The following is a 25,867-nucleotide window of genomic DNA, read 5'->3' on the forward strand; positions in this document are numbered from 1 at the left end:
GAGGGCGGATCAAACGCCCGCACCTCCGGGCCAACCATTGGCAAACATTCCAGGTGGCATGCGGGGCCCCGCTGCATTCCCCCTCAATCCAACCGCTTGCGGAAACGCAGAACGGCGACCGTACAAAACAGCACCGCGAAAATCGCCAGGCTCACCGTATCCTGCCAGAGTTGCCCGATTCCGATTCCTTTCAAGAAGATCCCCCGCAGGATTTCGAGAAAATAGGTCAGTGGGATCACCGCCCCGATCCACTGGATCACCAGGGGCATGGTCTCCCGGGGAAAAATAAACCCGGACAACAACACACTCGGCAGGATGAAAGCGAAAGCCATCTGCATCGCCTGGAGCTGGGTTTTGGCCACGGTGGAGATCAAGATCCCGATCGCCAAAGCGGTGACCAAGAACAGCAGGCTCAGGATCAGCAACAGCCCCACACTTCCTTTGACCGGCACGCCAAACCAGGCGGTGCCCGCAGCCAACACCAAGACAAAGGAAAACATTCCGATCAGGACGTAAGGCGTCAGTTTCCCCACGATCAACTCACTCGGCCTCACCGGAGTGACGATCAGCTGCTCCATGGTCCCTCGCTCCCGCTCCCGGACAATCGCAAAGGCCGTCAAAATCGCCGTGACATTTTGCATGATCAGGCCGATCAGTGCCGGGATATTAAACAACAGACTTTTCATGTTCGGATTGTAGAGCACCCGGGCTTGCACCTGAATGGGAATCTGAACATTACCCAGACCCTCCGCCGACAACTGGGCTTGTTGTTCCTCCATCGCCCGATTCTGGAGAATCAATTGGGCATTGGCCAGGGCTGTCCGGGCGGCGTTCGGGTCCGTTCCGTCCACCAGGACCTGCACGTCCACCGGTTGCCGGGTGTCCAAAGCCTTGCTGTAGTCCCGGGGAATCACCAATCCCACTTTGATTTGACCGCTGTCCATCAACTCCTGGAGCTCCCCATACCCCTCCACTTGATATCGCTCGTCAAAATATCCGGTGTTGGTCAGATTTTGCACCAACTCCCGACTTTGCGCCGTCTTTGCCTGATCCCACACCCCCATCGACAGGTGGTCCACGTCGGTGTTCACGGCGTATCCGAACAGGAGCAGCATCAACAACGGCATGGCCAAAGCGATGGCCAGGCTCGCGGGGTCCCGCCGGATTTGTAAGAATTCTTTCCGCACAATGGCCATCAAGCGGTTCCACTGAAAGGACGACCGACCCTGCTTCCCTTTGTCGCTCATGCCGTGCCCCCTCCATTGCCGAGAGGGTGTTCCTGGGAGGAAACGAGCTGGATAAACACATCATCCAAGGTCGATGTCCCGAATTGCCGCTTGAGTTCCTCCGGCGTTCCGTCCACCAGCAGTTTCCCGAAGAAAATAAACCCGATCCGGTCGCAGGTTTCGGCTTCGTCCATGTAATGGGTACTCACCAGGACGGTGACCCCGGTTTTGGCCAGGTCGTGGATCAAATTCCAGAAAATTCTCCTTGATACGGGATCGACGCCGGCGGTGGGTTCATCAAGGATCAGCAACTCAGGCTCATGAAGGAGGGCACAGGAGAGGGCCAGCCGCTGCTTCCAACCGCCGGAGAGGGAGCCGGCCCGCTGTTTCTCCCGGCCGGTCAGACCGGCCAGGGCGATCAGTTCCTCCTTGCGCTCTCGGACCCGGGGTCCGGAGAGCCCGTAGATTCGTGCGTAAAAATCGAGGTTCTCCATCACCGTCAGCTCCTCGTAGAGGCTGAACCGCTGGGACATGTAGCCGATTCGGGCCTTGATTTCCTCGGCATCCCGAACGATATCGTAGCCCAGCACCCGGCCGGTCCCTGAGGTCGGGGTCAGCACCCCGCAGAGCATCCGGATGGTGGTGGATTTTCCCGATCCGTTCGGACCGAGAAAACCGTAAATCGCCCCCCGAGGAATGGTGAGGGAAACCCGGTCCACGGCGATTCGGGAGCCGAATTGTTTTGTCAGGTCTGTACAGGTGATGGCCGGTTCGTCGATTTCCTTCATGACGCACCTCCCGCCGGACCGCCCAGGACCACATCCGCAGGCATCCCCGCCCGCAAGCGATCCAGGCCCGACGTGATCTCCACCGTCACCGCAAACACCATCTTGGCGCGCTCATCGGGTGTCTGCACATTTTTCGGCGTAAACTCCGCCCGGTCGGCGATGACGGAAACCCGGCCGGAGAACGTTTCCCCGGGATAGGCGTCCACCCGGATGGCGGCCGGTTGACCCAGTTTCACCCGCCCCAAATCTGCTTCGGGTACATAGATCACCACTTTCAGTTCATCTTTTTTGAGGAGCACGCCCAAGGTGGCGCCGGGCTTGACCACCTGGCCCACCTCGACATCCCGGCGAAGGAAGACCCCATCCTCCGGGGCGGTCACCCGGGTTTTTTCGAGTTGCCGTCTGGCCTCGGCCAGTTTCGCGTCCGCCTGATCTTTCATGGCGATCAATTGTTTGAGATGCTGGTCGGTGGCCCCGGCTTTGAGCAGGTCGAGTTTGGCTTGGGCGGAGCGTTCATTGGCCAGAGCCGAGGCGTATCCGCTCTGGGCGGCCGCCTGGGCATTCTGCGCTTGGCGGATCTGGGCCTGAATGCCTTGAAGTTGGGCCTGGAGGTTATCCACCTGGGTCTGGGCCTGATTGACCGCCTGCTGGGCGGCATCCACCTGTTGCTGGGTGGCTGCCCCGGCCTTTTGCAGGGCCTGGACCCGGGCGAGCTGTTGTTGCTGGTAAGCCAAGGTATCTTGGGCCCCTTTGAGGTTGCTCATCAACTGACTCTGGTTGGCAATCAACGCGTTCACTTGTTCCCCGGCGGCCTTGCTGTTGGCGGCGGACTGATCGGCCAGGGCCCGGGTTTGATCGACGGCGGCCATGGCGGCGGCGATTTCCTGGGCCCGGCTCCCGGCCTGGGCGTCCCGAAGGGCGGCGAGAGCGGCGTCCACGCCGGCTTGGGCCCCCTGCACCTGAAGTTGATACGATTGATCATCCAAGGCGACCAGCAGCTGGCCTTTTTTGACGGATGCCCCTTCGGCCACGGGCAGGCTCTGGACTGTGCCGCCCACCTCCGTTTGTATGGGAATCTCGGTGCCCTCGATGATGCCGGAAAATGTCGATCCCTGGGCCGCCCCGCAGCCGGCGAGAAGGGTGGAGCCGAGCAGCAGGGCGGTCACAGGAGTCAACCAGGCTGCCAGGGGTGAGGGCCGGGCTTTACGCCGCCGACCCCGCCACTGAACGTGGCCGGCCGCTCTTATCCCGGCGCCGACCAGGAGGTTTTTCAGATCAGTTTTCCGGTGCATGAGCACTCCCTCCTTTCCGGGGTTCTATTGGGCGCGCGATGCCGTGGAGATAGATGTCGAGCATCCGGCGGATCTCCACGTCGTCAGCCTCCCAGGGGACAGTGCCCGACTCCAAAGGGAGTCCCTCGGGGAAAGCCTTTCGGGCGAGCACATAGCCCACGATCATACTGATGAACACCCGGAGGGCGGTGGTGTCATCGACATCCCGAACCGTTCCCCGGGATTTTTCCCCCTGAAACCATTCTGTGACCAAGGCGATCATGTACGGCGCCACCCGGGTCCGGACCGGGTCGAGCAGTTCCGGGTGAAATGCCGCTTCGGCCGCCACCGTTTTGATGAGGGGCCAGTTCTTCTCGATCAGTTGAACCCGGTCTTTCATGATGTCAAACAGGACCTGATCAAAAGGTTCATGGCCCCGGCGGTTGAGGATGTTCTCCACACTGCGGGCCAACAGAGGGCGAAAATACCGGGCAACCAGAGGCAGCAGCAATCCTGTGAGCAAGTCTTTTTTCGTCTTAAAATAGTTGAATACAGTTCCCTCGGAGACGCCGGCTTCTTCCGCGATTTCCCGGGTCCGAGCTGCGCTGAATCCTTTTTCGGAAAATACCCGTATGGCCGCCTCCAGGATCCGCCAGTGCTTTTCTGTCATGTCCTCGTCGGCAAAGAGGTGAAAAGGGTCGGAGACTCCGGGTTTCTTCACCGGCATCACTCCTAATTGAGTACTCACTCAGATTATGGGCCGGTTGAATGGAGGTTGTCAAGAAGTCTTGATGAACTGCGAGGGATCGCGAAAAGGGAGGGTGTGCATCGAAGAGAAAGGACCGAACGATGTTTTCGGTCCTTTAACGGTCATGCCCGTCCGGAAAGCTTACGGTTAATCTGGAAAATATCTTGGTCGTGTTCCATGACTTTTTCTTTCAAGTATTCGACGCGATCGTGGATCTTCTCGACTTTCTGTTCCACACCGGCGAGTCGCGTATCCATTTGGTCCACCTGGGTTTTCAACGCGGTCAAGTCAGCCTGTATTTCTTGCACGGTTGTTTCCACACGGTCCAGCCGCTCCTCAATGCGGTCCAGCCGCTCCTCGACGCGGTCCAGCCGCTCCTCGACGCGGTCCAGTCGCTCCTCGACGCGGTCCAGCCGCTCCTCGACGCGGTCCAGCCGCTCCTCAATGCGGTCCAACCGCTCCTCGATGCGATCTTGGCGCTGCTCCAGCCGATCCAGGCGTGCTTCGATCTGTTCAAAGCGGCGATCCATGTCCGCGAAACGTTCCCGGACCTCGTCGCGGAACTGGATCAGCATGTCACTGAGCTCTAGAATGGCCTGAATGATCTGGTTCTTTTCCCCATTAAACCGTTCCATGGCACACCCTCCCCCGGGTTTCCTGGCTGCTATTGTACGCGAAAAGCGGGGAAGAACAAAATTGATCCCTTCGCCAAAACCCGGAGACAATGGACAAGAGAGCCATGGGAAAGACGCGGTCTCCCCCGATCGTCGATTTTTGTCGAGGTCGGCGAGGTCGGCTCAGCGGCTGTGGATCCACTCGTTCCCATGTTAGAATAAACACAGGGGCGGCGGATGTTTTTGATTCCATTCCGGGCGACCATGGCCGCTCCGGATTTTCACAGCCTGTTGGAATAGGAGGCGGGATGACGTTGGGCGAACGGGAACGCGAACCGAAGGATGACGGGATTCGCCGGGTGGCGGAGTGGCTTCGGGAGGCCAGCCGGGCCGTGGCGCTGACCGGGGCCGGGATGTCCACCGAGAGCGGGATTCCCGATTTTCGCTCCCAGGGCGGGCTTTGGGCCCAGGTCGACCCCCGGGAGGTGGCGACGGTGGAGGCCTTGGAGACCAATTACCCGAGGGTGCGGGAATTTTACCGGAAGCGCATCGACGAGATCAAAAAGCACCGGCCCCACCTTGGGCATGAGATCCTGGCCCGGTGGGAGAAGGCGGGCCGCCTTCAGGCGGTGGCCACCCAGAACATCGACGGCTTTCACCAAATGGCCGGCAGCCGCGTGGTTCATGAACTGCACGGGTCTCTGCGGCGGTTTTATTGTCTGGATTGCGGACAACCGGCCACAGAGGCGGAGTTTCTCGGCGGCGAGCCCTGTCCGCACTGCCGGGGACGTCTTCGGCCGGGGGTGGTGATGTTCGGGGAGCTCTTGCCCATGGACGCCTGGAACGCCGCGGAAACCGCCATGCGCGCCGCAGACTTGGTCCTCGTGATTGGCACCAGCCTCGAGGTCTACCCGGTGAACCAGTTGCCGGCCCTCAGCCAGGGCAAACGCGTGCTCATCAACCTCGAGCCCACCGAGCAGAGAGCTCTGTTCGACGAGGTCCTCATCGGCAAGGCCGGGGAAGTGCTGGCGGCCATCGATCGGGAGATGGGGATTGCTCAGGGGGCGAAACATTGATCAAATAACGAGTGAATCACCGGGTGGTAAGTCGTCATGTTGGAAGACGAGCAGCCCCGTCTCACGAACAAATTTTTCGATCAACTCCCACAGGTTTCGGTCTTCTCCCGAAAGAGACTGCACCGCCGGAGCCGAAAGAAATCGTTGGACAGTGCTGTTGGAAGGCCGATGATCCACGACGATTTGGATGGGTGGACCAAAGGGGTGCAGAGCATACCGGATCACGGGCTCCGGACGCTCGCGCAAAAACTGATCGCGGGGTCCGGGAAACCGCCACACCCCATCGTCACTCACCACAGCTGCTCGGCAGTTGACATAGCGCTCCATCCAGTCCCGCGAATATTCCACAATGTTAGCCTCCATTCCAAACTGGACACGAACCGTCGGAGAAAAATCACGCAAAGATCCTAAGGCTCTGTCAATCCCATGCAGCCATGTCTCTAGTTCACGCCTATGCCTCGACCGACCATTCTTGATCTTTGCCCTGATGGCGTTCAACAACCCGCCGGGAGTGGAAGTAGTACTGAGCGTACCATGGGCTTTTACGAGAAAATCGCGCAAATGTCCGGGTTGTTGTTCGAGAAAGGACCAATAGGCACTGCCAAGCGCTTTGGCGCGAGTTGGATGGATGGTTCTCAGTGGGGATAGTCGGCTTCTCAACTCCTCAATCGGAACAATGCCGCTCAGATCTTTCATGGAAACAATATGCGCCGGAACCTCGTTACCCGCGGATGAGATGAAAATTTCACCGCGATAGTTTCCACGTGCCACGCGGCCGATGCGCTGTACCAAAGAAGCTGCGTCAATGCCCGGTTGGAGAAAGGCACAGGTCAGATCCGGGTAATTGACGCCCATCTCAATGGCCGATGTCCCGATGATGAGGCGGTGGTGCTCTTCCGGTTCCAGTCCGCTTCGAAAACTTTCGCTGCCTAACGTATAGGCCGACTGTTTATCCTGGGCGTCGACGACAAACACCTCTTCCTTAGTGATCCCGAAGGCAGACAGATTTGAAGACAGTCTTTTCAAATCATGAAGCATGGCCCACAAACTGTCATACAAGAGCAACACACGGCGGTTCTTTAACAGTTTTTCCTCGCCGTACTGGAAAAAAAGATCGAGAATGGGGACGTCTGTGACCGAAACTTGTACATCCCCGTGCAGCCAGCGAAAGTTTGGAGTGGGCTTCTCGGTAATGTGCTCGTCCAGAGCGATCCACGAAGAGGGCGGAACATCTTTGTCCTTCAACCATTCCTCAAACAGGTTACTGTGGGTGGCCGAAAGAAGAGTGAGTTTCGGTTTAACAGTGTTCGGATCTATCTTGCTTCGGTAGGCGATCGCGGTCAGCCAAAAGCTTAAAAATCCAAATCCACGCTCAGTATAGGTGTGCGCCTCGTCGAACACCAGGTGATCTGCCGCACCCAGCAAACCTGAGGTCCGGAGCGGTACTCCTGCGAAAAAATAGCGACCATGCAGAACTTGTGCCAGGGATTCAGGAGTAGTGACGAGAAGACCGCCCGTTCTCTCCAGTTCCTCGACATCGGACAACCGAGTCTCATAAACATCTTTGCCGGAGGATGCCAATTTCTTGGACTCGACGGCATCCCAACGTCGATGAGAAACGTTTTGCTTGCGACAGGTTTGCTCAATATCGGCGGCCAGGGCTTGGGTCGGAACCACGAATACGACAAACTGTCCGCTACGTGCCGCTTGAAGAAACGCATAGGTTTTTCCGGCGCCGGTCGGGGCCCCGCAGATCCGGATGGGATAGTAGGACTCCACCAATGCTGTTTGAATCTCGGACAGGCCATTGGCCCCAATCGCCACACCGTGGGCGGGGATTGTGAAGGTCGTGTTCATGTCGACACCTCGATCTTCAAAGTGGATTCCGGTCCAAGATCCACAGACCGGTTGGCTTCACGGTCAACATTTGCGTGCCGGCGAACCCAGGACTCAATGATGTCGGCCGTCATGTAACACTGGGACAGCGGAAGCCTCAACACTGCTCTCTTTGGTCCTTCTCGAACAAGACCGGGGAATTGATTGGTCAGGTAGTGAAAGAGACGTTCGTCAGAGAGTTCGACGTTCAGATAACGGATCGGGTCGTCCGAAGGTGCTTGGTAGTCGGCCAGCGATCCATACGTCCATTTTACCAAACCGCGAATGCGCGCCAAGTCAAAATGCATCACTCGTCCGTCCGCCATCCATAAACGCATGTAAGCAGAATCGGTACCACTGAGGATTCCTATAGGCACTCCTCGATGGATTCGGTAAGACATTCCTCGCGGGGATTCATAGGGAAATAGGACTTCCTGCCGAGCTCGCATGGCCATCAGAAGACAACGGGCAATACTCGAAGACACGGGTTGTTTTAGAGCATGCTCTCCCCAAGCAAATCCCATGAACCAGCGGCGTGCGTCGATGCCGGCAGCCGGGTTGAGGGTCAGATACGGCTGGCCATTGTGGTATTCGACGTCATCATAGAGCGCCTGATAACGTAGAAAATCGTGGTACAACGTGACTCGGGAAGGGACATAGATTCCGTCTTCCCTCAGCCACTGAGTATAATGGCGGATTTGAACGGAAGTGTTCGAGCTTCTCCGCAGCCTGGATTCTAAGCATTCCAGCCTCTGCCTGACTGGTGCCTCAAACGGCATGAGTGAATACGGCCACAGGTGCAAGAGCATGGGCATCACCGATATGTCAATTTATAGTGTTAAGTTTAGATTTAATATTTCCATATGACAAGACGTATGGTACAGTCGAGTTAAACAAACTTTGGCATATGAGAGGTGAGATGGAATGCTGAGGATCCGTATTGACATGCCCAAGGACGACCGTACCGCCGTTTGCCTCGTCAAGGCTGAGCAATTCAAGAACCTTTGCGACAGTGCTCTGTCTCGGCATGGATACCGAATTGACCGCTCACGACCGGCTCGGTACGGATTCGGTGTTATTGCCCATCCAGTCCACGTTTCCGGCCCCCGAACGCGCCGGATGTTCCGGATTGAGAGGGCTTGGATCGGCAGTACAGATCCCGAAGTCGTCCGAGCTTTGTCAAGGATCACGTCCGAGGATCTGTACGAGCCGTCCGACGTTTCGGGAGCCGGCCTCGATTTGCGTGTGGCAACCATTACCGAGGAACCGTGGCACCCGGCCGATGCCGTAGCCGGATACGCGATCTCCCCGATCCGGGTACTGCAAACCACACTGGGATCTCCGCGTGGGCAAAGCATGTGCACATTCGGACCGGAATTCGACCAAGCCCTCAACCGCACTATGGAGCGTCGATTCGGCCGCCCTTTTCACCTGCATTTTGTGCCGGATGCCGCCTACGTCCGTCTCCATCGTGGCGAAGTCAAGGCACGGATGGGAGTCCGTTCCCTGCCGGACGGGAAAATTGTAGCTTTGGACGGAGTGGTGCTTCCTTTCTTGTTGGCTGGACCACCTAAAGATATCCGTGATGCCTTCTACAGTGGTCTCGGAAGTGCAACCGCCCAAGGTTTCGGATGGTGGGATGTGAGTCTATGAAGTTGACCGACTTTTTGTCATTTGACGGCCCGTGGGTTCACGCGATGAAACCCATCCAGCAAATCCTGACCGCCGAGGCGAGGATGCTACATGAAATCGGAGAGTACTCGCCGTGGACAACCCGGCTCGGCAAGGGAGGAGAGAGGTATAACGCTCCGGAGATTTCCCTATACCGCCATGTCATGGACGTACTTCAAGTGGCAACCAGACTCTTTTATTGGTCATGGGTGACAGGCCGTTTGCCAAATCTGGATTCTGAGGACGATTCACGTTGTGTGGATGTTCTTCATGCATTATTCACGATCGCACTTACTCATGATGCAAACAAATTATTGGACAGCGGGTCGCACAGTCCTACCTTAGAAGAAATTGACGAGGTGAACAGGCGACTGCAGATCGAAGCGTGGATGCCGGATTGGGTGTGGGAAGGCTATAGTGCTGAGAAGCTTCATCACGCGGTCAGCCTTGTAGAAAACCGCGGGGAAGGCCAAGCGCTTCTAGGTCCTTCTTTGCCTCCCTTGATTCGATATCTGGCTGCTAAAATCGTCCATGATGCGGACAATTTGGTGTCTACCGCCATGTCCCCTGCGGCCTTGGTCCAGGAATATAACATTCGACTTCCGAAGTGGACGGTTCGCTATGGCATTTCGAACACGCCCTTTCGGTTATTGACATGGCACGATGAGCCCCCCGTGCTTCACACGTTGCAAACAGTCATCCTGGACATGCTGTACGAAATCGACCAGATGCCCTTGGTGTTGACACGGGAAGGCACAGTTCTTTGGGCAGCGGTGCCAGAGCCGGTGACACCCCGGTTCGTGCTGGAGAGGTTCCAGGAGACGATCGGGAAACCGGTTAGTAAGGTTCGTTTCAAAAATACCACCGCTTCGGTTGTACTCGACAATATCCGGAGTTTGGAAGACCTTCGGGATCAACTGGAACTCTCGTTGCCGCAGCTCCTTGTGGTCAAAGTCAAAGATGGCGGGGTAGCGGTACCGTACGCTCATTATTGGGCATCGAAATGCACCGGTGCAGCGGGTACACCGCTGAGAATATGGGACGGCAAGACGGAGCGGGGCAACAAGCAGACGTCCTTGGTTCGTCTGCAAAGCGAAACGCCGCTTCCGACTTACTCCAAGGCTCTTGTGTGCGCTGCCCTGCTTAGCGCAGGAGGAAACGAGGCCGTCCAAAAAGCGCTGGAGTGGAACGAATCTGTGGTGCGGGAATCCCTTAGGGAGATGGATATCCCGCTTGAGAACCTCGATCCCCTCACCAGGCGCACAGTGGTTGCCATGCAAAGCGCTCTGTCAGTACCGGATGATATTTTGGAGGCTTGGGCCGACTACGTGTACGGACAATTCTCCCAGGAAATCGCGGGGGACGCGATAGGAACTCGGGCACTCACGGCGCATCTGGGACGGCAGGTAGGTTTGGACCTTGACGAAACGGAGCAAAGCAACCCCGGTGTCTTCGAAGCCCACCCCGACGGCGGAGCGTGTTTGTTATGCGGAGCCCCTGCCACCCGGTTGATTGTCGGGGGCACGATGGACGTACTGGTGAAATCCTCGGCTTTCAATACGAGACCGGGACATAAAACCGATCCCTGGCGTGCCCAAGGAGAGAACTATCTGTGCGATGCTTGCGTGGCGCGGCAAAGACTGTGGAAAACATCCGCGGAACAATGGAGGATAAGGGGCGGACTTGGCGGACCGCAAATACCTCTTCTTGTCGCCACACCAATTCGTTCGTGGCTTTACCAAGATTATGCTAAAAGCGCTGAAAAAGAGGAGGAGTCCCACCTCTTTTCCTGTGTAGATGTGCTCAACGTGGACGGATGGGTTCGAGCATTACCATGGAATTCGACAACGGCGGAAAGCCTTGCTTTGGCTTGGGAGCCACGCCAAAACGGCTTAGAAGAAATTCTGGGCCAGATGCGCAATTTAGCTGCATATGCCGCCTATAGCGGAGAGCCTGTCCACGCCTTTATCGCTTCCTTCCGTCTGTGTCCGGAATCCTTCGTGTATGAACCCATGCCCGAACTGGTCAAAAACCTTTTGCGGAAGGCCGGGGTCTGCAACCCGCATTACGGCGTGTATCGTAAAGATTTGGGTCTTTTGATCGAAGTTTTGGACGCGTTTATCACGCTGCTAAAAAGGGATGGCAAAGGCAGGGAAGCGCTGGAGGCCGTCGAGGATTTCGGGTGGTGGTCGGCAGCTTGGTGTCTATTCGATCCCACATGGGGATCGTCCGCACTTGGTAGGGAGGCTCAAGGAGCAGTGAGTAAGCTCAAGGAGGTGTACCCCATGGTGAATGATGAGATGATCAAGGCCATTGCCTTGGATATGGCTACCATTCAGTCAATTAAGCCAAATGAAGCTTCCGGAAACAAGTGGTCCCTTGCAATGCGTAGAGTGCTGGAGACCTACGACCGCTGGTCGGATTTTGGTGACCGGCAGGTCCTGGAGCGTGCGATTGCCGACGATCTCTACAAGACCTTGGAACGCGGCAACATCTTGTTGGGACGGGACGAGGCAAAGACCCGGGAAGTTTGTTTGCGGGTCACTCGACGGATATTGCATATCGTGAAAGACATGGAATCAACATACCAGGCGCTTACCTCCACCCACCGACGATTCTTGGTTGCAGCCTATGAAGCTACCTTCTGGGAGGTCAGGCATGCCATTCAGGAAGAAAGACAGAAAACCAAAGAGGTACAGACCGGTTGATCACCTATATTCTACAACGATGAATGTAAAAACAAGAAAAGCAGGAGGATGATCCCATGAACACCCGCGAAGAACTCTGGAACACATTGCCCACCCAAGTATGGCAGACTTACGAAATGGCAAGAAAACCTTTTGAGATTCCAAGGTTACCTCAAGCCCAGTGTATCGTGATCCCACTGGTTCGGGAGGCCATCGCTCCCCTCATTGTGCGGAACAACGACCCTGATGAAATCACCGATCAGGTGCTCGCCGGTGAAAACCGCATCCGGATGATTGCTTCAAAAACAAAGGGCGTCGAGCGTCGGCGGGGGGCCCAAATCTTGCGGGCATTAAAATTGGGAGGATACAGTGCTGCCAACAAGGCGTTCATCTCCAAGAACAAAGGATATAGGCCCAGTAAGGTATTTGACCTGAACACCTTTGTGTTCGGCGATTCAGCCAAAGGAGACGGCAACGCAATTTATCCGGTTCACAGCGCCGTTCTGTACAGTGACGCCATTTCCGTTCAACCGAAGAAGAGCCAAGTGGAGTCGGTTTTCCGCCAAGGAGGAGTGTATGAAGACGGTGGAAATCTGGACGCTGAAGACAAAGAGACGAGCTCCAATATTTTCAATACTTACTCCGTCAAGCCAGGCACCTTGTTCATTCAGACCGCGGTATTTCTGGGCAACCGCATCACTCGTGCCGGCTTGGAACACTGGCTCTTGGCTACGGGGCTTGCCGGTTCTTACGGTGGGGCAACGGCGACCACGGGAACAAACCTGCGCACCCATTTTGCGGGAATCTATTGGGGCACTTTGGAACGCGACATCAATGCACCCTCGGAAATCTTAAAAAGACTTCAGGCGACAGGCGAAGAAGCGGTTGACGCCACGCAAGTCGTAACTTTCCTTGAGAAACTATTTAGCGAGGCCTACCCGTACGGCATCGAAGCCGACCAGACAACGGCCTACATCGATGAACTGGCAGCCGAACTGGAAAACAGAGCGCCTCGGCTGGTGAGCCAATATGAAACGGGCGCAAAGGACGTTGGCGAACTTTTTGATCGGTGGTTCGGTCTGTCAAAGTAACGGTAACGGGGTGAATACTATGGCACAGACAGCAATGGCTTATACGGGAGTTCTGGCTACAGTCCTGGCTCCTTTCTACTACCACGGAATCTACGTGCCGGACGGGAGCAGCACCGACCCGACCGTTCTATCGGATACCACGATTATGTTCGCACTGGCTCATAGCTTGGGATGTCCTCCGTCGCCGTTTCCAAGGTCCAGCCCCGCATACACGGAAGACGTTGCTAAACTACCGTGGAAAGCATCTCTATTTATAAGCCTGGATGCGTATGAAACAAACTCTTTGCTTCCCCCTATCCGCCACAGTTTGGACATGGAACGGGAAGGGGGCTATCAAGAATCGCTCCAAAAGGGCATGGCGTCTGGAAATGTGAAGAAGATCTGGTGGGTTCACGAGGTGGCGCCAGACTCTCAGTATACGGGAGTTCTTTTCGGCCGCGATCCCTTCGCGTTATACCGAACGGATCACATCATTGTTCGCGTAGGAGTTGGCCGTCTCGGGATCATCCGGTTGGAACCCGTGGCCGTTCCAGAGGTCGTGCGGCTCAACGCAGCCACGGCCCGCCTGTTCGATCAGGAACTGGAAGAAGACTATCGCGTTCTCGACACGATTCGGGTTTCTGAACCGATAAGCATTGAAGTTGCCGCCGGAGTGGTTTCAGGATGGTCAGTGAGAGATTGAAGAATATGCTTTATCAGGCCGAAGAACTTGGTATTCACGGTTTGCTTTTTCAGCACATCACTTTATGTGAAGTACGTGCGTGGCTTCACTACCACCGGATCGACTGTGCTCATCTGAACCGCCACATGCAGCGGGGATTGTGGGTGAGCGCGACCACTTACGAACGGCGACGCGATCGGGTGCTGGGACTTGGAATTTATCCCGATCAAATAGACTGGGCCGATCGCACTGTCAGCGAGGTTAAAAGTGCAAAACGCCCGGACGATGCCGGTCGTTTGCAACTATTATTCTACGTGGCTGTGCTTGAGGCTTCAACGGGCGAGTCGTGGACCGGCCTGTTGCGCACGCCGACATCACGCCGAGTTCAAAGGGTTTGTATGGATCGGCAAGCCGAAGACCTGTTGCTTGCCAAATTCGAGGAGTTGGTATCTGTACTGCGGCAGCCCCGGCCTCCACAAAAGACGGAGAAACCGGTGTGTACTGGATGTTCCTACAGACTCCTGTGCTGGGGACAAACAACGGAGGAGGAGTCATAGAGTGGAGACGCTCTACGTCTTGCGGGGGACGTCGATTCGCCGTAAAGACAACACGATTCAGGTTACGTTGTCCGACGGCCGTCGGAAAACCATGCCTGTGGAAGCCATCAGGCATATTGTAGTTCCGACTGGCTGTCAGGTAACCACTGACGTTCTTGCATTTTTAAGTCGGGAGGGTGTCAGGGTCTCGTTGATCAATTTTTACGGCGAATTTGCCGGATCCTTGGAACCGTCTTGGCCCCATACAGCCGGTAACGTGCACTTGGCTCAAGCAAGGCTGGTAATGGATCTGGACCGCCGGATGGATTTGGCCCGCCGACTTGTCGATGCCGGGGCCCAGAATTGCATTAGCAATCTCCGTTACTATTTGTACCGGGGAAAAAAGGATCTTGCGCAGGCAGTCACTCAAATGGAGGTGGAGAGGGCAAAGTTCCGTCGGGCACAAAACCCCGAAGAACTCATGGCCTACGAGGGTCGTATGCGCCAGGTTTATTACCGGGCTTGGGAGTACATTCATCCCAAACTGCAGTTGAGTAAACGTTCTCGAAGACCGCCCCAAGACCGGATCAATTCCTTGGTTTCATTTGCAAATGGTGTGGTTTACAGTGCCTGCCGACATGAACTTTCCAAGTCGCATCTCGATTGTACTCTTAGCGTTCTGCATGCACCGACCCAAGCTCGTGCGTCATTGGCATTGGATCTGGCGGAGATTTTTAAACCGATTCTGGCGGACCGGGCCGTTTTCCGGCTTGTCACAAGAGGTGAGTTGAACGATTCGGATTTTGAAGAGCATCCGGGTGTATGCCTTCTCACAGGGTCGGGGCGCACCAAGATTGTGGAGGCGATCCGTGAATCCCTTGATCGCACGCCGGTGCAAGGGATGGTGGGATATCGGGCCGTGATCCTCAGGGAGGCATACAAATTGGAAGCGCATGTACTGGAGATGGAGGAATACGAACCGTTTATACGGAGGGCATGAGACATGTATGTCATTGCGTGTTATGATGTGCCGGCAAAACGGACGGAAAAGTACCGTAAGCTATTGGCGCGGTACCTGATAGGAATCCAGGAAAGTGTCTTCGTCGGGGATCTTACCGACACGCAGTTTCGGGCGTTGCAAAGGGATACGAAGATGCTGTACACAGATGAGGATTACATTATATGGATCACGACGGAAAATAGGCGGAATGTCCGGCTAGAGCATTGGAAGGAAGGACGGCGAATGGAGGATGCGGATCATCTTGGAAGTGCCGTCCTGTGATCACTTGCCCCCGCGGTTTTGCGGTCAGTCCGGAGGGTCGAAGTTGTGTCATCTGGACTTACAGGCTGAAATCAAGGTTGATAACAACCGGCTGTCCGCTCGATTCGGCTAAAGTTCAAGGGTTTCAGGGTGCCATGGGCAGTAGACAGTGACAATCGCGCCCGGATACAATGCAGACAGCGTGAAGTTTCAGGGTGCCATGGGCAGTAGACAGATGGGACATACGTTTACCGGTTCGAAAAACCTTCGCAGTTTCAGGGTGCCATGGGCAGTAGACAGACTGTCGCCAAGTCGACTAGGCGGTCTGTGGCGGTTTGGTTTCAGGGTGCCATGGGCAGTAGACAGAGGATTTCCACCGACCCCACATACTCCATATCCACTAGTTTCAGGGTGCCATGGGCAGTAGACAGAGGCACGGTCGAAAGCTTGGTGGCTACAGTGGTGGGGGCGTTTCAGGGTGCCATGGGCAGTAGACAGGTGTTTTAGTTCGGCCTGCTTTTGCGCCGCATTTTTGTTTCAGGGTGCCATGGGCAGTAGACAGGGGTACCTTGATCTCATTCGCGGATCCTGGCACCCGAGTTTCAGGGTGCCATGGGCAGTAGACAGACGTAACTGCCACCCGAGACGCCGTTCCCCACGCCTGGTTTCAGGGTGCCATGGGCAGTAGACAGCCCACTGATACATCTTCTGCGCGGCCGCCGGAGACAGTTTCAGGGTGCCATGGGCAGTAGACAGTGGAACCGGGCGGAGGTGCAGATGAGGGACGAGCGCGTTTCAGGGTGCCATGGGCAGTAGACAGGACTCGCGCAATAGACGTTCGAGTGCTGCATACCGGCTCGTTTCAGGGTGCCATGGGCAGTAGACAGGTTCGACTTGGTGACGTCCTCGTAGGCGAACATGGAGTTTCAGGGTGCCATGGGCAGTAGACAGGTCGAGGACTGATTGATGAGCGGAAGGATGCGGAGTGTTTCAGGGTGCCATGGGCAGTAGACAGTTGCATCATCAACAACCGCTTCTGCGGTCAAAACACCGTTTCAGGGTGCCATGGGCAGTAGACAGCTTTCCGTGATTAGTTTGTTCGTTGTCAGCACCACCGTTTCAGGGTGCCATGGGCAGTAGACAGACGAACGAGCCGACCCTATGTAGAGAGTTTCCAAGCGGTTTCAGGGTGCCATGGGCAGTAGACAGACGTAATCAAGCACCACGAATATGGTCAGAATTTCCAAGTTTCAGGGTGCCATGGGCAGTAGACAGACTCTCGTCGGAGGTCTTCAATCCGACGACCATGCTGTTTCAGGGTGCCATGGGCAGTAGACAGCGGTGGGGATATGGTTTGTGGGCGAGAAGAGGGATGGGTTTCAGGGTGCCATGGGCAGTAGACAGCTGCTAAACTCACGCTAGCAACCGCCATGCGCTTTGGTTTCAGGGTGCCATGGGCAGTAGACAGTTGACGCCGGGTCCCGCGCCCCCCGCACCCCCCCAGGTTTCAGGGTGCCATGGGCAGTAGACAGACCGCGCTTCTTCCCCGCCCAGAATGGAGACGGACAAGTTTCAGGGTGCCATGGGCAGTAGACAGCGCCTCCCTGCCGTCCGTCCCAGGCTTGTCCGGCCGGTTTCAGGGTGCCATGGGCAGTAGACAGTTGACGCTGTCGCCTAGGGCCGACTCAACAGTCACCGTTTCAGGGTGCCATGGGCAGTAGACAGACCACATGAGCTATTTCCGCCACGTTCCTCCCCCGAGTTTCAGGGTGCCATGGGCAGTAGACAGGCGCAGTCCATCGGGTCGGCGGTGGCCAGCCAGTTCGTTTCAGGGTGCCATGGGCAGTAGACAGTGCACTTCACTCGCGGCCCTTTCCACCGTTCGCACCGTTTCAGGGTGCCATGGGCAGTAGACAGATCCTCGCAACAACGCATGGAACGATTTGCCACTCGTTTCAGGGTGCCATGGGCAGTAGACAGTGCGGCTGGACGACGTATTGTCCGTTAAAGTAGATCGTTTCAGGGTGCCATGGGCAGTAGACAGCAGACTCCTGGGGGGCCTGATCCGATGTATAGAAAGGTTTCAGGGTGCCATGGGCAGTAGACAGATTCCGGCGCGAAACGGAGCGCCAGGGACCCCACTGGTTTCAGGGTGCCATGGGCAGTAGACAGTCCAGGAACCGCGCAGGAGGCTCCAGGAGCCTCACGTTTCAGGGTGCCATGGGCAGTAGACAGGTGGCTCGGCTCCGGTGCCTTCAGGATTCTCCCCGCGAGTTTCAGGGTGCCATGGGCAGTAGACAGTTTTTCCTCTCCCGGGAAGACGACATCAAATATGTCGGTTTCAGGGTGCCATGGGCAGTAGACAGCCGGCGTATAGCCAGCCCGTGACAGTTAATTGGACGCAAGTTTCAGGGTGCCATGGGCAGTAGACAGATTAACGATTACGAGGATGAGGTCGAAGACGAGGACGAGTTTCAGGGTGCCATGGGCAGTAGACAGTTGTTGAATATAATATATCACATGCACAGAGCTTGAGGTTTCAGGGTGCCATGGGCAGTAGACAGAGAGCATGACGAGGATCAAAATCACGAGCAGGCCCCCGGTTTCAGGGTGCCATGGGCAGTAGACAGTCACGGGGGTATCCGGCGCATCGATTGCCGCAAGCTCGGGTTTCAGGGTGCCATGGGCAGTAGACAGATTTCGCTTTCAGAGCTATCCACTCTTTTCGACCTCGGGTTTCAGGGTGCCATGGGCAGTAGACAGAAGCGATTTCGGTTTCCGGGATCAATTGAATGCACGTGCGTTTCAGGGTGCCATGGGCAGTAGACAGTTTATCAACGAGCCCGATGACCGGGGATTTCTGGTCGTTTCAGGGTGCCATGGGCAGTAGACAGTCAATGATCAAATGCACGGGTTCGCCTACAAGAATATGTTTCAGGGTGCCATGGGCAGTAGACAGTTGACCGAGGCTCCGGAAACCCCACAGGAGCCTCACAGTTTCAGGGTGCCATGGGCAGTAGACAGCTGCCACGGCACCGAGTAGCCGGGGGCGAGAATTCGGGTTTCAGGGTGCCATGGGCAGTAGACAGTTGTACGAATATGAAGCCTCAGCCAGTCCGCCGCCGTGTTTCAGGGTGCCATGGGCAGTAGACAGCGGATGTAGTGAGCCGCCGCCTCATCTTCCCAGCTCCTGTTTCAGGGTGCCATGGGCAGTAGACAGAAGGCTTCCCTTCGGCTGCTCCGCTACGCTCCGCAGTTTCAGGGTGCCATGGGCAGTAGACAGGCTATGCGAAAGCTTGGTATGCGTGAAAAGGACATCGTTTCAGGGTGCCATGGGCAGTAGACAGTCGTTCTTCGTTGGATTCACGTCGATTCGCCAGGGCAAGTTTCAGGGTGCCATGGGCAGTAGACAGCCGGCCCCTTAATTGCCCTGGGGGGTGCACGAGGCTCGCGTTTCAGGGTGCCATGGGCAGTAGACAGTCCAGATAGTCCGACATAGCCCCGGTCGTTGACATGTGTTTCAGGGTGCCATGGGCAGTAGACAGCTAGCTTTCACCGCTTCCTCCCGCTCGTCCATCCACGGTTTCAGGGTGCCATGGGCAGTAGACAGGGTGCACCGTGCAAAATCGCATGGACGGTATGGCCGGTTTCAGGGTGCCATGGGCAGTAGACAGACTTTCTGCCATCCACGGACGAGCGCATGAAACGATTTGTTTCAGGGTGCCATGGGCAGTAGACAGCTGGCGGAGTACGACTGGACGCCGTGGCGCGATGTGCTGGTTTCAGGGTGCCATGGGCAGTAGACAGACCACGCCGCCTTTCCGAACCAAAAGAGCTTTGGAATCGTTTCAGGGTGCCATGGGCAGTAGACAGGTTTGAACCGGCGCGGAACCGACACCGCTCCCCTGGAGGTTTCAGGGTGCCATGGGCAGTAGACAGATGTATTGCTCCAGACCCATCCACATCAAGGCCTGCGTTTCAGGGTGCCATGGGCAGTAGACAGTGTTCAACAACAGGTTGGAAAGCTTGTCCATAGTCGATAGTTTCAGGGTGCCATGGGCAGTAGACAGATAGACGCCTGGGACCGGGAGGGAGTGAAGGCCCCAGGTTTCAGGGTGCCATGGGCAGTAGACAGGCCAGGAGCCTCATGTGTGGATCCTGGAGCCCTCCGTGGTTTCAGGGTGCCATGGGCAGTAGACAGCCATCAGGAAAAAGTCGAAACTCTCGCCCGCTTTTCCGCGTTTCAGGGTGCCATGGGCAGTAGACAGTCGGCGTCCTTTCGCCAATCATCCGCGACCTGCCGGTTTCAGGGTGCCATGGGCAGTAGACAGTGGAGCCACGATCTCATGATCCCTTCGGCGTAACGAGTTTCAGGGTGCCATGGGCAGTAGACAGAGCTCGGTTGGGGAAATCGACTTTGGATTCTACCTGGGGTTTCAGGGTGCCATGGGCAGTAGACAGTCATCGATCGCGCCTCTCACCGTTGGTACGTTTCCTGGTTTCAGGGTGCCATGGGCAGTAGACAGCGCATAAGCGATAGATACCCAACACTTAGAGGAACCGGTTTCAGGGTGCCATGGGCAGTAGACAGAACAAAATCCTACAATGGCAGTACGACGAAATGAGGAAGTTTCAGGGTGCCATGGGCAGTAGACAGTCTGGCTGGTCATAGCACCCAAGAGGATATCCAATAGTTTCAGGGTGCCATGGGCAGTAGACAGATCCTGCGGCCTAACCCGAAGCTGTTCCCGGGTGGGTTTCAGGGTGCCATGGGCAGTAGACAGACTTCGCAGGAGGTTGACGAACCGTGACCATCGGTTTGTTTCAGGGTGCCATGGGCAGTAGACAGTGCGACCACACCAACAACACGCCCAGCACTCTCGGGGTTTCAGGGTGCCATGGGCAGTAGACAGATCCAATAGCGGAAGGAGCAACACGACACATGCTCATGGTTTCAGGGTGCCATGGGCAGTAGACAGTTCGAGGGCCTGCGGGCGCTGTTGGTAGAGGGAGACGTTTCAGGGTGCCATGGGCAGTAGACAGCTGCGCTGCTCGGATCCGCCTAAGAGGTCCGAAAGAGTTTCAGGGTGCCATGGGCAGTAGACAGACATCGGCGACCGCCTTCGCGTGGTCGGCGTGCTCATGTTTCAGGGTGCCATGGGCAGTAGACAGACCCCGAACTCCTGGACGCATGGGGCGCGAAGGTGAGCGTTTCAGGGTGCCATGGGCAGTAGACAGCGTGTATGCCGGTTGGATACTCCGCTCGGTGCCGGGGTTTCAGGGTGCCATGGGCAGTAGACAGTGGACATGATTCTGCATAAGGTTTGGGGGTGATCTCAGTTTCAGGGTGCCATGGGCAGTAGACAGTTCCGGGGTGGAGGGTATCACAGATGTGGGAGGAATAGGTTTCAGGGTGCCATGGGCAGTAGACAGCTGGCAGTATCGTGAGGGACAGGCGATTCTGCCCCCGTTTCAGGGTGCCATGGGCAGTAGACAGGGATCGTTCGCATAGTGAGCTAAGAGGAGCCCTGTCAGTTTCAGGGTGCCATGGGCAGTAGACAGACGCAGGAATCCGTAGACCTTCACCTTCGTTCACTCCCGTTTCAGGGTGCCATGGGCAGTAGACAGATTGTTGCCGGAGATTATGCGAATGAAGGAGAGCCAGAGGTTTCAGGGTGCCATGGGCAGTAGACAGACTGCCGGGGACGGCGTTCGGGCGTAACGTTGCGCGGTTTCAGGGTGCCATGGGCAGTAGACAGCTGGAGGAACGGGATCGGAGGATGATCGACGCCCTGGTTTCAGGGTGCCATGGGCAGTAGACAGTTTTTCTTGCCACCAACTTGAGATGCCTCGGCCTCGCGTTTCAGGGTGCCATGGGCAGTAGACAGACGATAGACCGACTCCCAGTAGTTCAGGTCCCTTGTGTTTCAGGGTGCCATGGGCAGTAGACAGACGCATTTGGCCTGGATGGCGGCCGAAGCGTTGATCGGTTTCAGGGTGCCATGGGCAGTAGACAGTTCCGGAGGCCCGTCCGGAATGTACCGCCCCACCGGGTTTCAGGGTGCCATGGGCAGTAGACAGACATTTGGCGATACGCGGGTCTTGATCCGACCGCCAAGTTTCAGGGTGCCATGGGCAGTAGACAGACAGACATCGTCAAATCCCTCCATGTGTATTTTTCAGGTTTCAGGGTGCCATGGGCAGTAGACAGGCGACGGAAAACCGACGGGTGAACCGGCGGACGAGTACGTTTCAGGGTGCCATGGGCAGTAGACAGAGTTTAAAACTTACTACAGCGAAAGGAGTTTGTTCGGTTTCAGGGTGCCATGGGCAGTAGACAGATGGGCTCTTTCCCGAACTCTGCCGGGTCGAAGGTTTCGTTTCAGGGTGCCATGGGCAGTAGACAGACTGCCAGGACGTTGGGGGGCGGAAAACAAGGGGGTGAGTTTCAGGGTGCCATGGGCAGTAGACAGATCTGATTTTTACCAGGTGATGGCCGCCGGCGCACAGTTTCAGGGTGCCATGGGCAGTAGACAGATCGTCGGAGGCGAAAGCGGTCCAGGGGCCAGGCCGAGTTTCAGGGTGCCATGGGCAGTAGACAGTCCGTATCGCCGCACGTCCGGCCAGTGCTTCTCTAGAGTTTCAGGGTGCCATGGGCAGTAGACAGACGGCTGTCGACCATTACGTAGGGGGAACATTCATCCGGTTTCAGGGTGCCATGGGCAGTAGACAGATCTGATTTTTACCGGGTGATGGCCGCCGGCGCACAGTTTCAGGGTGCCATGGGCAGTAGACAGCAATACGTCCAGTGGATGTCCTCTCATGTCTCACTGCGTTTCAGGGTGCCATGGGCAGTAGACAGAGCGATTGACCAGCGATCAACCCGGCCGAATAGGCCGGTTTCAGGGTGCCATGGGCAGTAGACAGACGTTTCCATACGAAAAGTACCCTGGCCGCAACTGCGTAGTTTCAGGGTGCCATGGGCAGTAGACAGAGTTTGTTCGGATTCCAGGACCCCGAAACGAGGTCCGTTTCAGGGTGCCATGGGCAGTAGACAGTGAGCCGCTGCACCAACCGAACCGATCCAAGTAGCATGTTTCAGGGTGCCATGGGCAGTAGACAGAGGCCGTCCATCCAACCGAACGAGATGGGCCGTGAGTTTCAGGGTGCCATGGGCAGTAGACAGCCCTGAGCAAATATCTTTCTCTCTCGTCTGACCGCGTTTCAGGGTGCCATGGGCAGTAGACAGACTTCCACGGTGGCCGCCGCAAGGCCGCCGCCGTGGGTTTCAGGGTGCCATGGGCAGTAGACAGCTCGGGGTGCAGAAGCTCGGTGAAGCCACAGTCGGCGTTTCAGGGTGCCATGGGCAGTAGACAGACGTCGTAGACCATGATCGGATGCAAGAGCTAAAGCGGTTTCAGGGTGCCATGGGCAGTAGACAGATTCATCGGCCAATTGGGCACAGGAATGTAATCCACATGTTTCAGGGTGCCATGGGCAGTAGACAGACTGGCGAAGCAGGATGGGCAATTCGGGATTTTCGGGTTTCAGGGTGCCATGGGCAGTAGACAGCCGCGTGGGGCTCCGGCCCCCGCTCCAGAGGATCAAGGTTTCAGGGTGCCATGGGCAGTAGACAGATGTGCGTCGGGGAGTGGATCAGCGGTGGATCTATGTGGTTTCAGGGTGCCATGGGCAGTAGACAGACGAAAGTTCCTGCTTGCTGATTATAGACGAAGCAGGAGTTTCAGGGTGCCATGGGCAGTAGACAGCTTTCACTTCTTCCTAGTTCGCCGTTCAGTTGGGATGTTTCAGGGTGCCATGGGCAGTAGACAGATTGAGCTGGCGCATCCATCGCTCAGGAACCCTCTCTTGTTTCAGGGTGCCATGGGCAGTAGACAGCTCTTGCACATCCCCCTTGGGTGAAGTTGGGGCACCCAGTTTCAGGGTGCCATGGGCAGTAGACAGGCGAATTTCTAGCTACTGTGGAAGTGGACACAGCACAAGTAGATAGTGCCATGGGCAGTAGACAGGCGAATTTCCCGGTCCGCTTCTCGGCTCGTCATGTGCGTTTCAGGGTGCCATGGGCAGTAGACAGCGGACCTGTTGGGATCTGGTTTGTGGGTGAGGCTCGGTTTCAGGGTGCCATGGGCAGTAGACAGATGACGTCGTAACCTTCTTCCCGTACTCGCAGCAATAGTTTCAGGGTGCCATGGGCAGTAGACAGTGGATATTTGGAGTGAGTCCCGGGCCCGGCATCGATGTTTCAGGGTGCCATGGGCAGTAGACAGTGTCGAAAAACGAATCCTTCCTCCATCGCCTGGCGTGCCTAGGATCGGCTCCATCGCAAGTATCGGAGGATGGTAAGCAAAGGCAAGCCGATAGGCGTTTCGGTAACGGCCGTAGCCAGAGAACTCCTGGGCTTTGTGTGGGCGATTGCCTGCGAAGTGGAACGTACATGTGTCCAAGATGGATGGAGGGAGGCCGCTCCCTCGTGATCGCCGGTTGAAGGATACCTCTGCGCGTCGCTTCGTCAAGGGATCACTTCGTTCGCCCTGCGGAGCGTCCTTGACTCCGCTCCTCGCATCGGTGTGTTGTACTCAGGCGATCAAGACGGATACGTGGAGGGTTGGGCCTGAAGGCTTGTTCACGGAAAGAGGGAATCCTCGTGTCCCCTATGTGCCAGGATATCCTGGCGCACATAGTCCGAGGCAGCACTTCTGATGGGGGTATGACATGTGGTAGCCAACCCACGTGTATCAGAGTGCCGACCGTCGACCATGGACGGGCTTTAGGCCCTTCACTGACAAACAAAGTACTACGGCGGCTGGGGGGCTTGACAGCCTCGTTCATATCAGGGGGATCGTCCCCCCGCAAGGCACGACGCACAGTGTTGCGCGAAATTCCCAGTTGCCGGGCAATCGCCTTAATACTGACAGCGCAGGCACGGAGTGCTCGAATCGCAGTCCAATCCTCCATAGAGATCAACCCTTTCTCCCCCGCTCCCTCTCAGATTAGTAGGAGCGTACCAGTCTATCTGGTGGGGGTCAATTTTCACTGACGATCTGGGGTCCATTTTCAGTGTATATCAACACAGGCGAACAGACAGTACCAAAGAGGCGGCATACAGCACCGCCGTCTCCACCAAGGCCAGCAACCACGCACCGGCGTTTCCCACGGCCATGGCATGTACAAACGAAGGGACAGGCCCGGGGACGATGGCGTGTAAAGGCGCCGACGGTCCGCACCACTACTGCGCAGGACGGCGAGTTGAAGGCCTGCAAGCGGCTGTTGGTCCGCCTGCGCCAAGCATTTCCGAAGTTGCGCATGATGATGGTGGCCGATGGGCTGTATCCGAACGGGCCATTAATGGCCCTGTGCCGCAAGTTGCGTTTGGACTTTATGATTGTCCTTCCCCGGGAGTGCCTGCACAGTGTGTGGGAAGAGGTGGAGGGGTTGAGGAAGCTGGAGAAAGACCAGACCCGAACGTACCGCTGGGGCAATCGGGAACAGGCGTTCTGGTGGGTCAACCAGATTGAATACGAGTTCCAGGAATCACCGAGGTCTTGGCACCGGCTGAAGATTCACGTGGCGGGTTGCACGGAGCGGTGGGAGGAGAAGGGGGAAACGAAGGAGGCACACTGGGCCTGGGTGTCTGCGCGGCCATTGACAAGGCAAAACGTGGTGGAGCGTTGTAACCGTGCGGCGCGACACCGCTGGGACATTGAGGAAAACATCTTGGTGGAGAAGCATCACGGTTACCAGTATGAGCATGCCTTTTCACTGGACTGGACGGCGATGAGAAATTGGCATGTGATGATGCATCTGGGGCATCTGCTAAATGTCCTGGTCCTGCACACGGAGGTGGTCATGAGGAAAGTACGGGAATTAGGGATTCGGGGAACCGTGCGCTTTTTAAAGGACAACTGGGTGAACGGGTGGATCCATCGAGAATGGTTGTTGGGTGCCTTGGCGAAGCCAACTCGCCTGCGATGGGCGATATGACCTACAATTGAGCTCACCATACCGATACGAAACCCAGCGTAGCTTGGGTCTGGCTTCATGCGCCCTTTTTTCGCCCCAATTGGCCGCAACACCACAGCACCCGACGGATTCGTTGCCTCCACGTTGCGTAGCGACTGATCTTTCATTTCACCGACCCAGATTTGCGTCCCTGAAACCCACTACCGAGAAGTTCGTGCGTCAGCACTGAAGGCATAAACTGCCCGTTGACACCAGTCCTGTTTCGTGATACAACAATATGCGTACCCCGTTTCCGGGCGACCGAACGGCCCCGGGACAGGGGTAGGTATGACGCGGCAGTAGCTCAGCGGGAGAGCACCACCTTGACGCGGTGGGGGCCAC

General features: G+C 56.6%; 17 protein-coding genes and 1 CRISPR repeat array. Of the genes, 9 read left to right on the top strand and 8 right to left on the bottom strand.

Going from position 1 to position 25,867, the window contains the following annotated elements:
* Positions 1-83 precede the first annotated feature (83 nt).
* The 5 genes from K6T64_RS11340 to K6T64_RS11360 all read right to left on the bottom strand — a co-directional run bounded on the left by K6T64_RS11340 (position 84) and on the right by K6T64_RS11360 (position 4,668).
* Positions 84-1,247 (bottom strand): ABC transporter permease, encoded by a 1,164-nt coding sequence (locus K6T64_RS11340; protein ID WP_197945629.1) that lies wholly within the window; start codon positions 1,245-1,247, stop codon positions 84-86.
* Complete coding sequence (locus K6T64_RS11345) at positions 1,244-2,014, bottom strand: ABC transporter ATP-binding protein (RefSeq protein WP_100668609.1); 771 nt, start codon at positions 2,012-2,014, stop codon at positions 1,244-1,246. Before K6T64_RS11345 ends, K6T64_RS11340 begins: the two co-directional genes overlap by 4 nt.
* Positions 2,011-3,306: an HlyD family secretion protein gene (locus K6T64_RS11350; protein WP_288010232.1), complete on the bottom strand. Its 1,296-nt coding sequence runs from the start codon at positions 3,304-3,306 to the stop codon at positions 2,011-2,013. The genes K6T64_RS11345 and K6T64_RS11350 overlap by 4 nt, the downstream gene beginning before the upstream one ends.
* Entirely contained in the window at positions 3,290-4,006 is a 717-nt protein-coding gene (locus K6T64_RS11355) for a TetR/AcrR family transcriptional regulator (RefSeq protein ID WP_288010233.1), read from the bottom strand. The genes K6T64_RS11350 and K6T64_RS11355 overlap by 17 nt, the downstream gene beginning before the upstream one ends.
* Positions 4,007-4,155: 149 nt before the next feature.
* Positions 4,156-4,668, bottom strand: a complete 513-nt coding sequence (locus K6T64_RS11360) for a DUF16 domain-containing protein (protein WP_288010234.1) — start codon at positions 4,666-4,668, stop codon at positions 4,156-4,158.
* A gap of 287 nt (positions 4,669-4,955) precedes the next feature.
* On the opposite strand from K6T64_RS11360, the gene K6T64_RS11365 reads away from it, so the two are divergent.
* Positions 4,956-5,723: an SIR2 family NAD-dependent protein deacylase gene (locus K6T64_RS11365; RefSeq protein WP_288010236.1), complete on the top strand. Its 768-nt coding sequence runs from the start codon at positions 4,956-4,958 to the stop codon at positions 5,721-5,723.
* Here K6T64_RS11365 and K6T64_RS11370 read toward each other — a convergent pair whose 3' ends face one another.
* Positions 5,724-7,580, bottom strand: a complete 1,857-nt coding sequence (locus K6T64_RS11370) for a DEAD/DEAH box helicase (protein ID WP_288010238.1) — start codon at positions 7,578-7,580, stop codon at positions 5,724-5,726.
* Positions 7,577-8,377: a hypothetical protein gene (locus tag K6T64_RS11375; protein WP_288010240.1), complete on the bottom strand. Its 801-nt coding sequence runs from the start codon at positions 8,375-8,377 to the stop codon at positions 7,577-7,579. The genes K6T64_RS11370 and K6T64_RS11375 overlap by 4 nt, the downstream gene beginning before the upstream one ends.
* Positions 8,378-8,522: 145 nt before the next feature.
* Here K6T64_RS11375 and K6T64_RS11380 point away from each other — a divergent pair, with 145 nt between their 5' ends.
* Genes K6T64_RS11380 through cas2 form a run of 7 tightly spaced genes read left to right on the top strand, consistent with a single transcriptional unit; the run spans position 8,523 to position 15,526 of the window.
* Positions 8,523-9,251 (top strand): CRISPR-associated endoribonuclease Cas6, encoded by a 729-nt coding sequence (locus tag K6T64_RS11380; protein WP_288010241.1) that lies wholly within the window; start codon positions 8,523-8,525, stop codon positions 9,249-9,251.
* Entirely contained in the window at positions 9,248-11,977 is a 2,730-nt protein-coding gene (locus tag K6T64_RS11385; RefSeq protein WP_288010242.1) for a hypothetical protein, read from the top strand. Before K6T64_RS11380 ends, K6T64_RS11385 begins: the two co-directional genes overlap by 4 nt.
* 56 nt (positions 11,978-12,033) lie before the next feature.
* Positions 12,034-13,047: a type I-D CRISPR-associated protein Cas7/Csc2 gene (cas7d, locus tag K6T64_RS11390; RefSeq protein ID WP_288010244.1), complete on the top strand. Its 1,014-nt coding sequence runs from the start codon at positions 12,034-12,036 to the stop codon at positions 13,045-13,047.
* 19 nt (positions 13,048-13,066) lie between these two features.
* Positions 13,067-13,729 (top strand): hypothetical protein, encoded by a 663-nt coding sequence (locus K6T64_RS11395; RefSeq protein ID WP_288010246.1) that lies wholly within the window; start codon positions 13,067-13,069, stop codon positions 13,727-13,729.
* Positions 13,711-14,265 carry a CRISPR-associated protein Cas4 gene (locus K6T64_RS11400; protein WP_288010248.1) on the top strand — a complete coding sequence of 185 codons (555 nt, stop codon included), beginning with the start codon at positions 13,711-13,713 and terminating at the stop codon, positions 14,263-14,265. The genes K6T64_RS11395 and K6T64_RS11400 overlap by 19 nt, the downstream gene beginning before the upstream one ends.
* 1 nt (position 14,266) lies before the next feature.
* Positions 14,267-15,244 (top strand): CRISPR-associated endonuclease Cas1, encoded by a 978-nt coding sequence (gene cas1, locus K6T64_RS11405; RefSeq protein ID WP_288010249.1) that lies wholly within the window; start codon positions 14,267-14,269, stop codon positions 15,242-15,244.
* A 3-nt stretch (positions 15,245-15,247) separates the two neighbouring features.
* Entirely contained in the window at positions 15,248-15,526 is a 279-nt protein-coding gene (gene cas2, locus K6T64_RS11410; protein ID WP_288010251.1) for a CRISPR-associated endonuclease Cas2, read from the top strand.
* 121 nt (positions 15,527-15,647) lie between these two features.
* Positions 15,648-23,471: a CRISPR direct-repeat array (repeat unit 28 nt; unit sequence GTTTCAGGGTGCCATGGGCAGTAGACAG).
* Positions 23,472-24,043: 572 nt separating this feature from the next.
* Here the strand turns inward: cas2 and K6T64_RS17025 are convergent.
* Complete coding sequence (locus tag K6T64_RS17025) at positions 24,044-24,481, bottom strand: helix-turn-helix domain-containing protein (protein ID WP_483306144.1); 438 nt, start codon at positions 24,479-24,481, stop codon at positions 24,044-24,046.
* Between the two features lie 291 nt (positions 24,482-24,772).
* Between K6T64_RS17025 and K6T64_RS11420 the strand changes: the two genes are divergently transcribed.
* Positions 24,773-25,507: a hypothetical protein gene (locus tag K6T64_RS11420; RefSeq protein WP_288010253.1), complete on the top strand. Its 735-nt coding sequence runs from the start codon at positions 24,773-24,775 to the stop codon at positions 25,505-25,507.
* The last annotated feature ends 360 nt before the right edge of the window (positions 25,508-25,867 follow it).

The organism is Kyrpidia sp., from assembly GCF_023512215.1.
Taxonomy (GTDB): domain Bacteria; phylum Bacillota; class Bacilli; order Kyrpidiales; family Kyrpidiaceae; genus Kyrpidia; species Kyrpidia spormannii.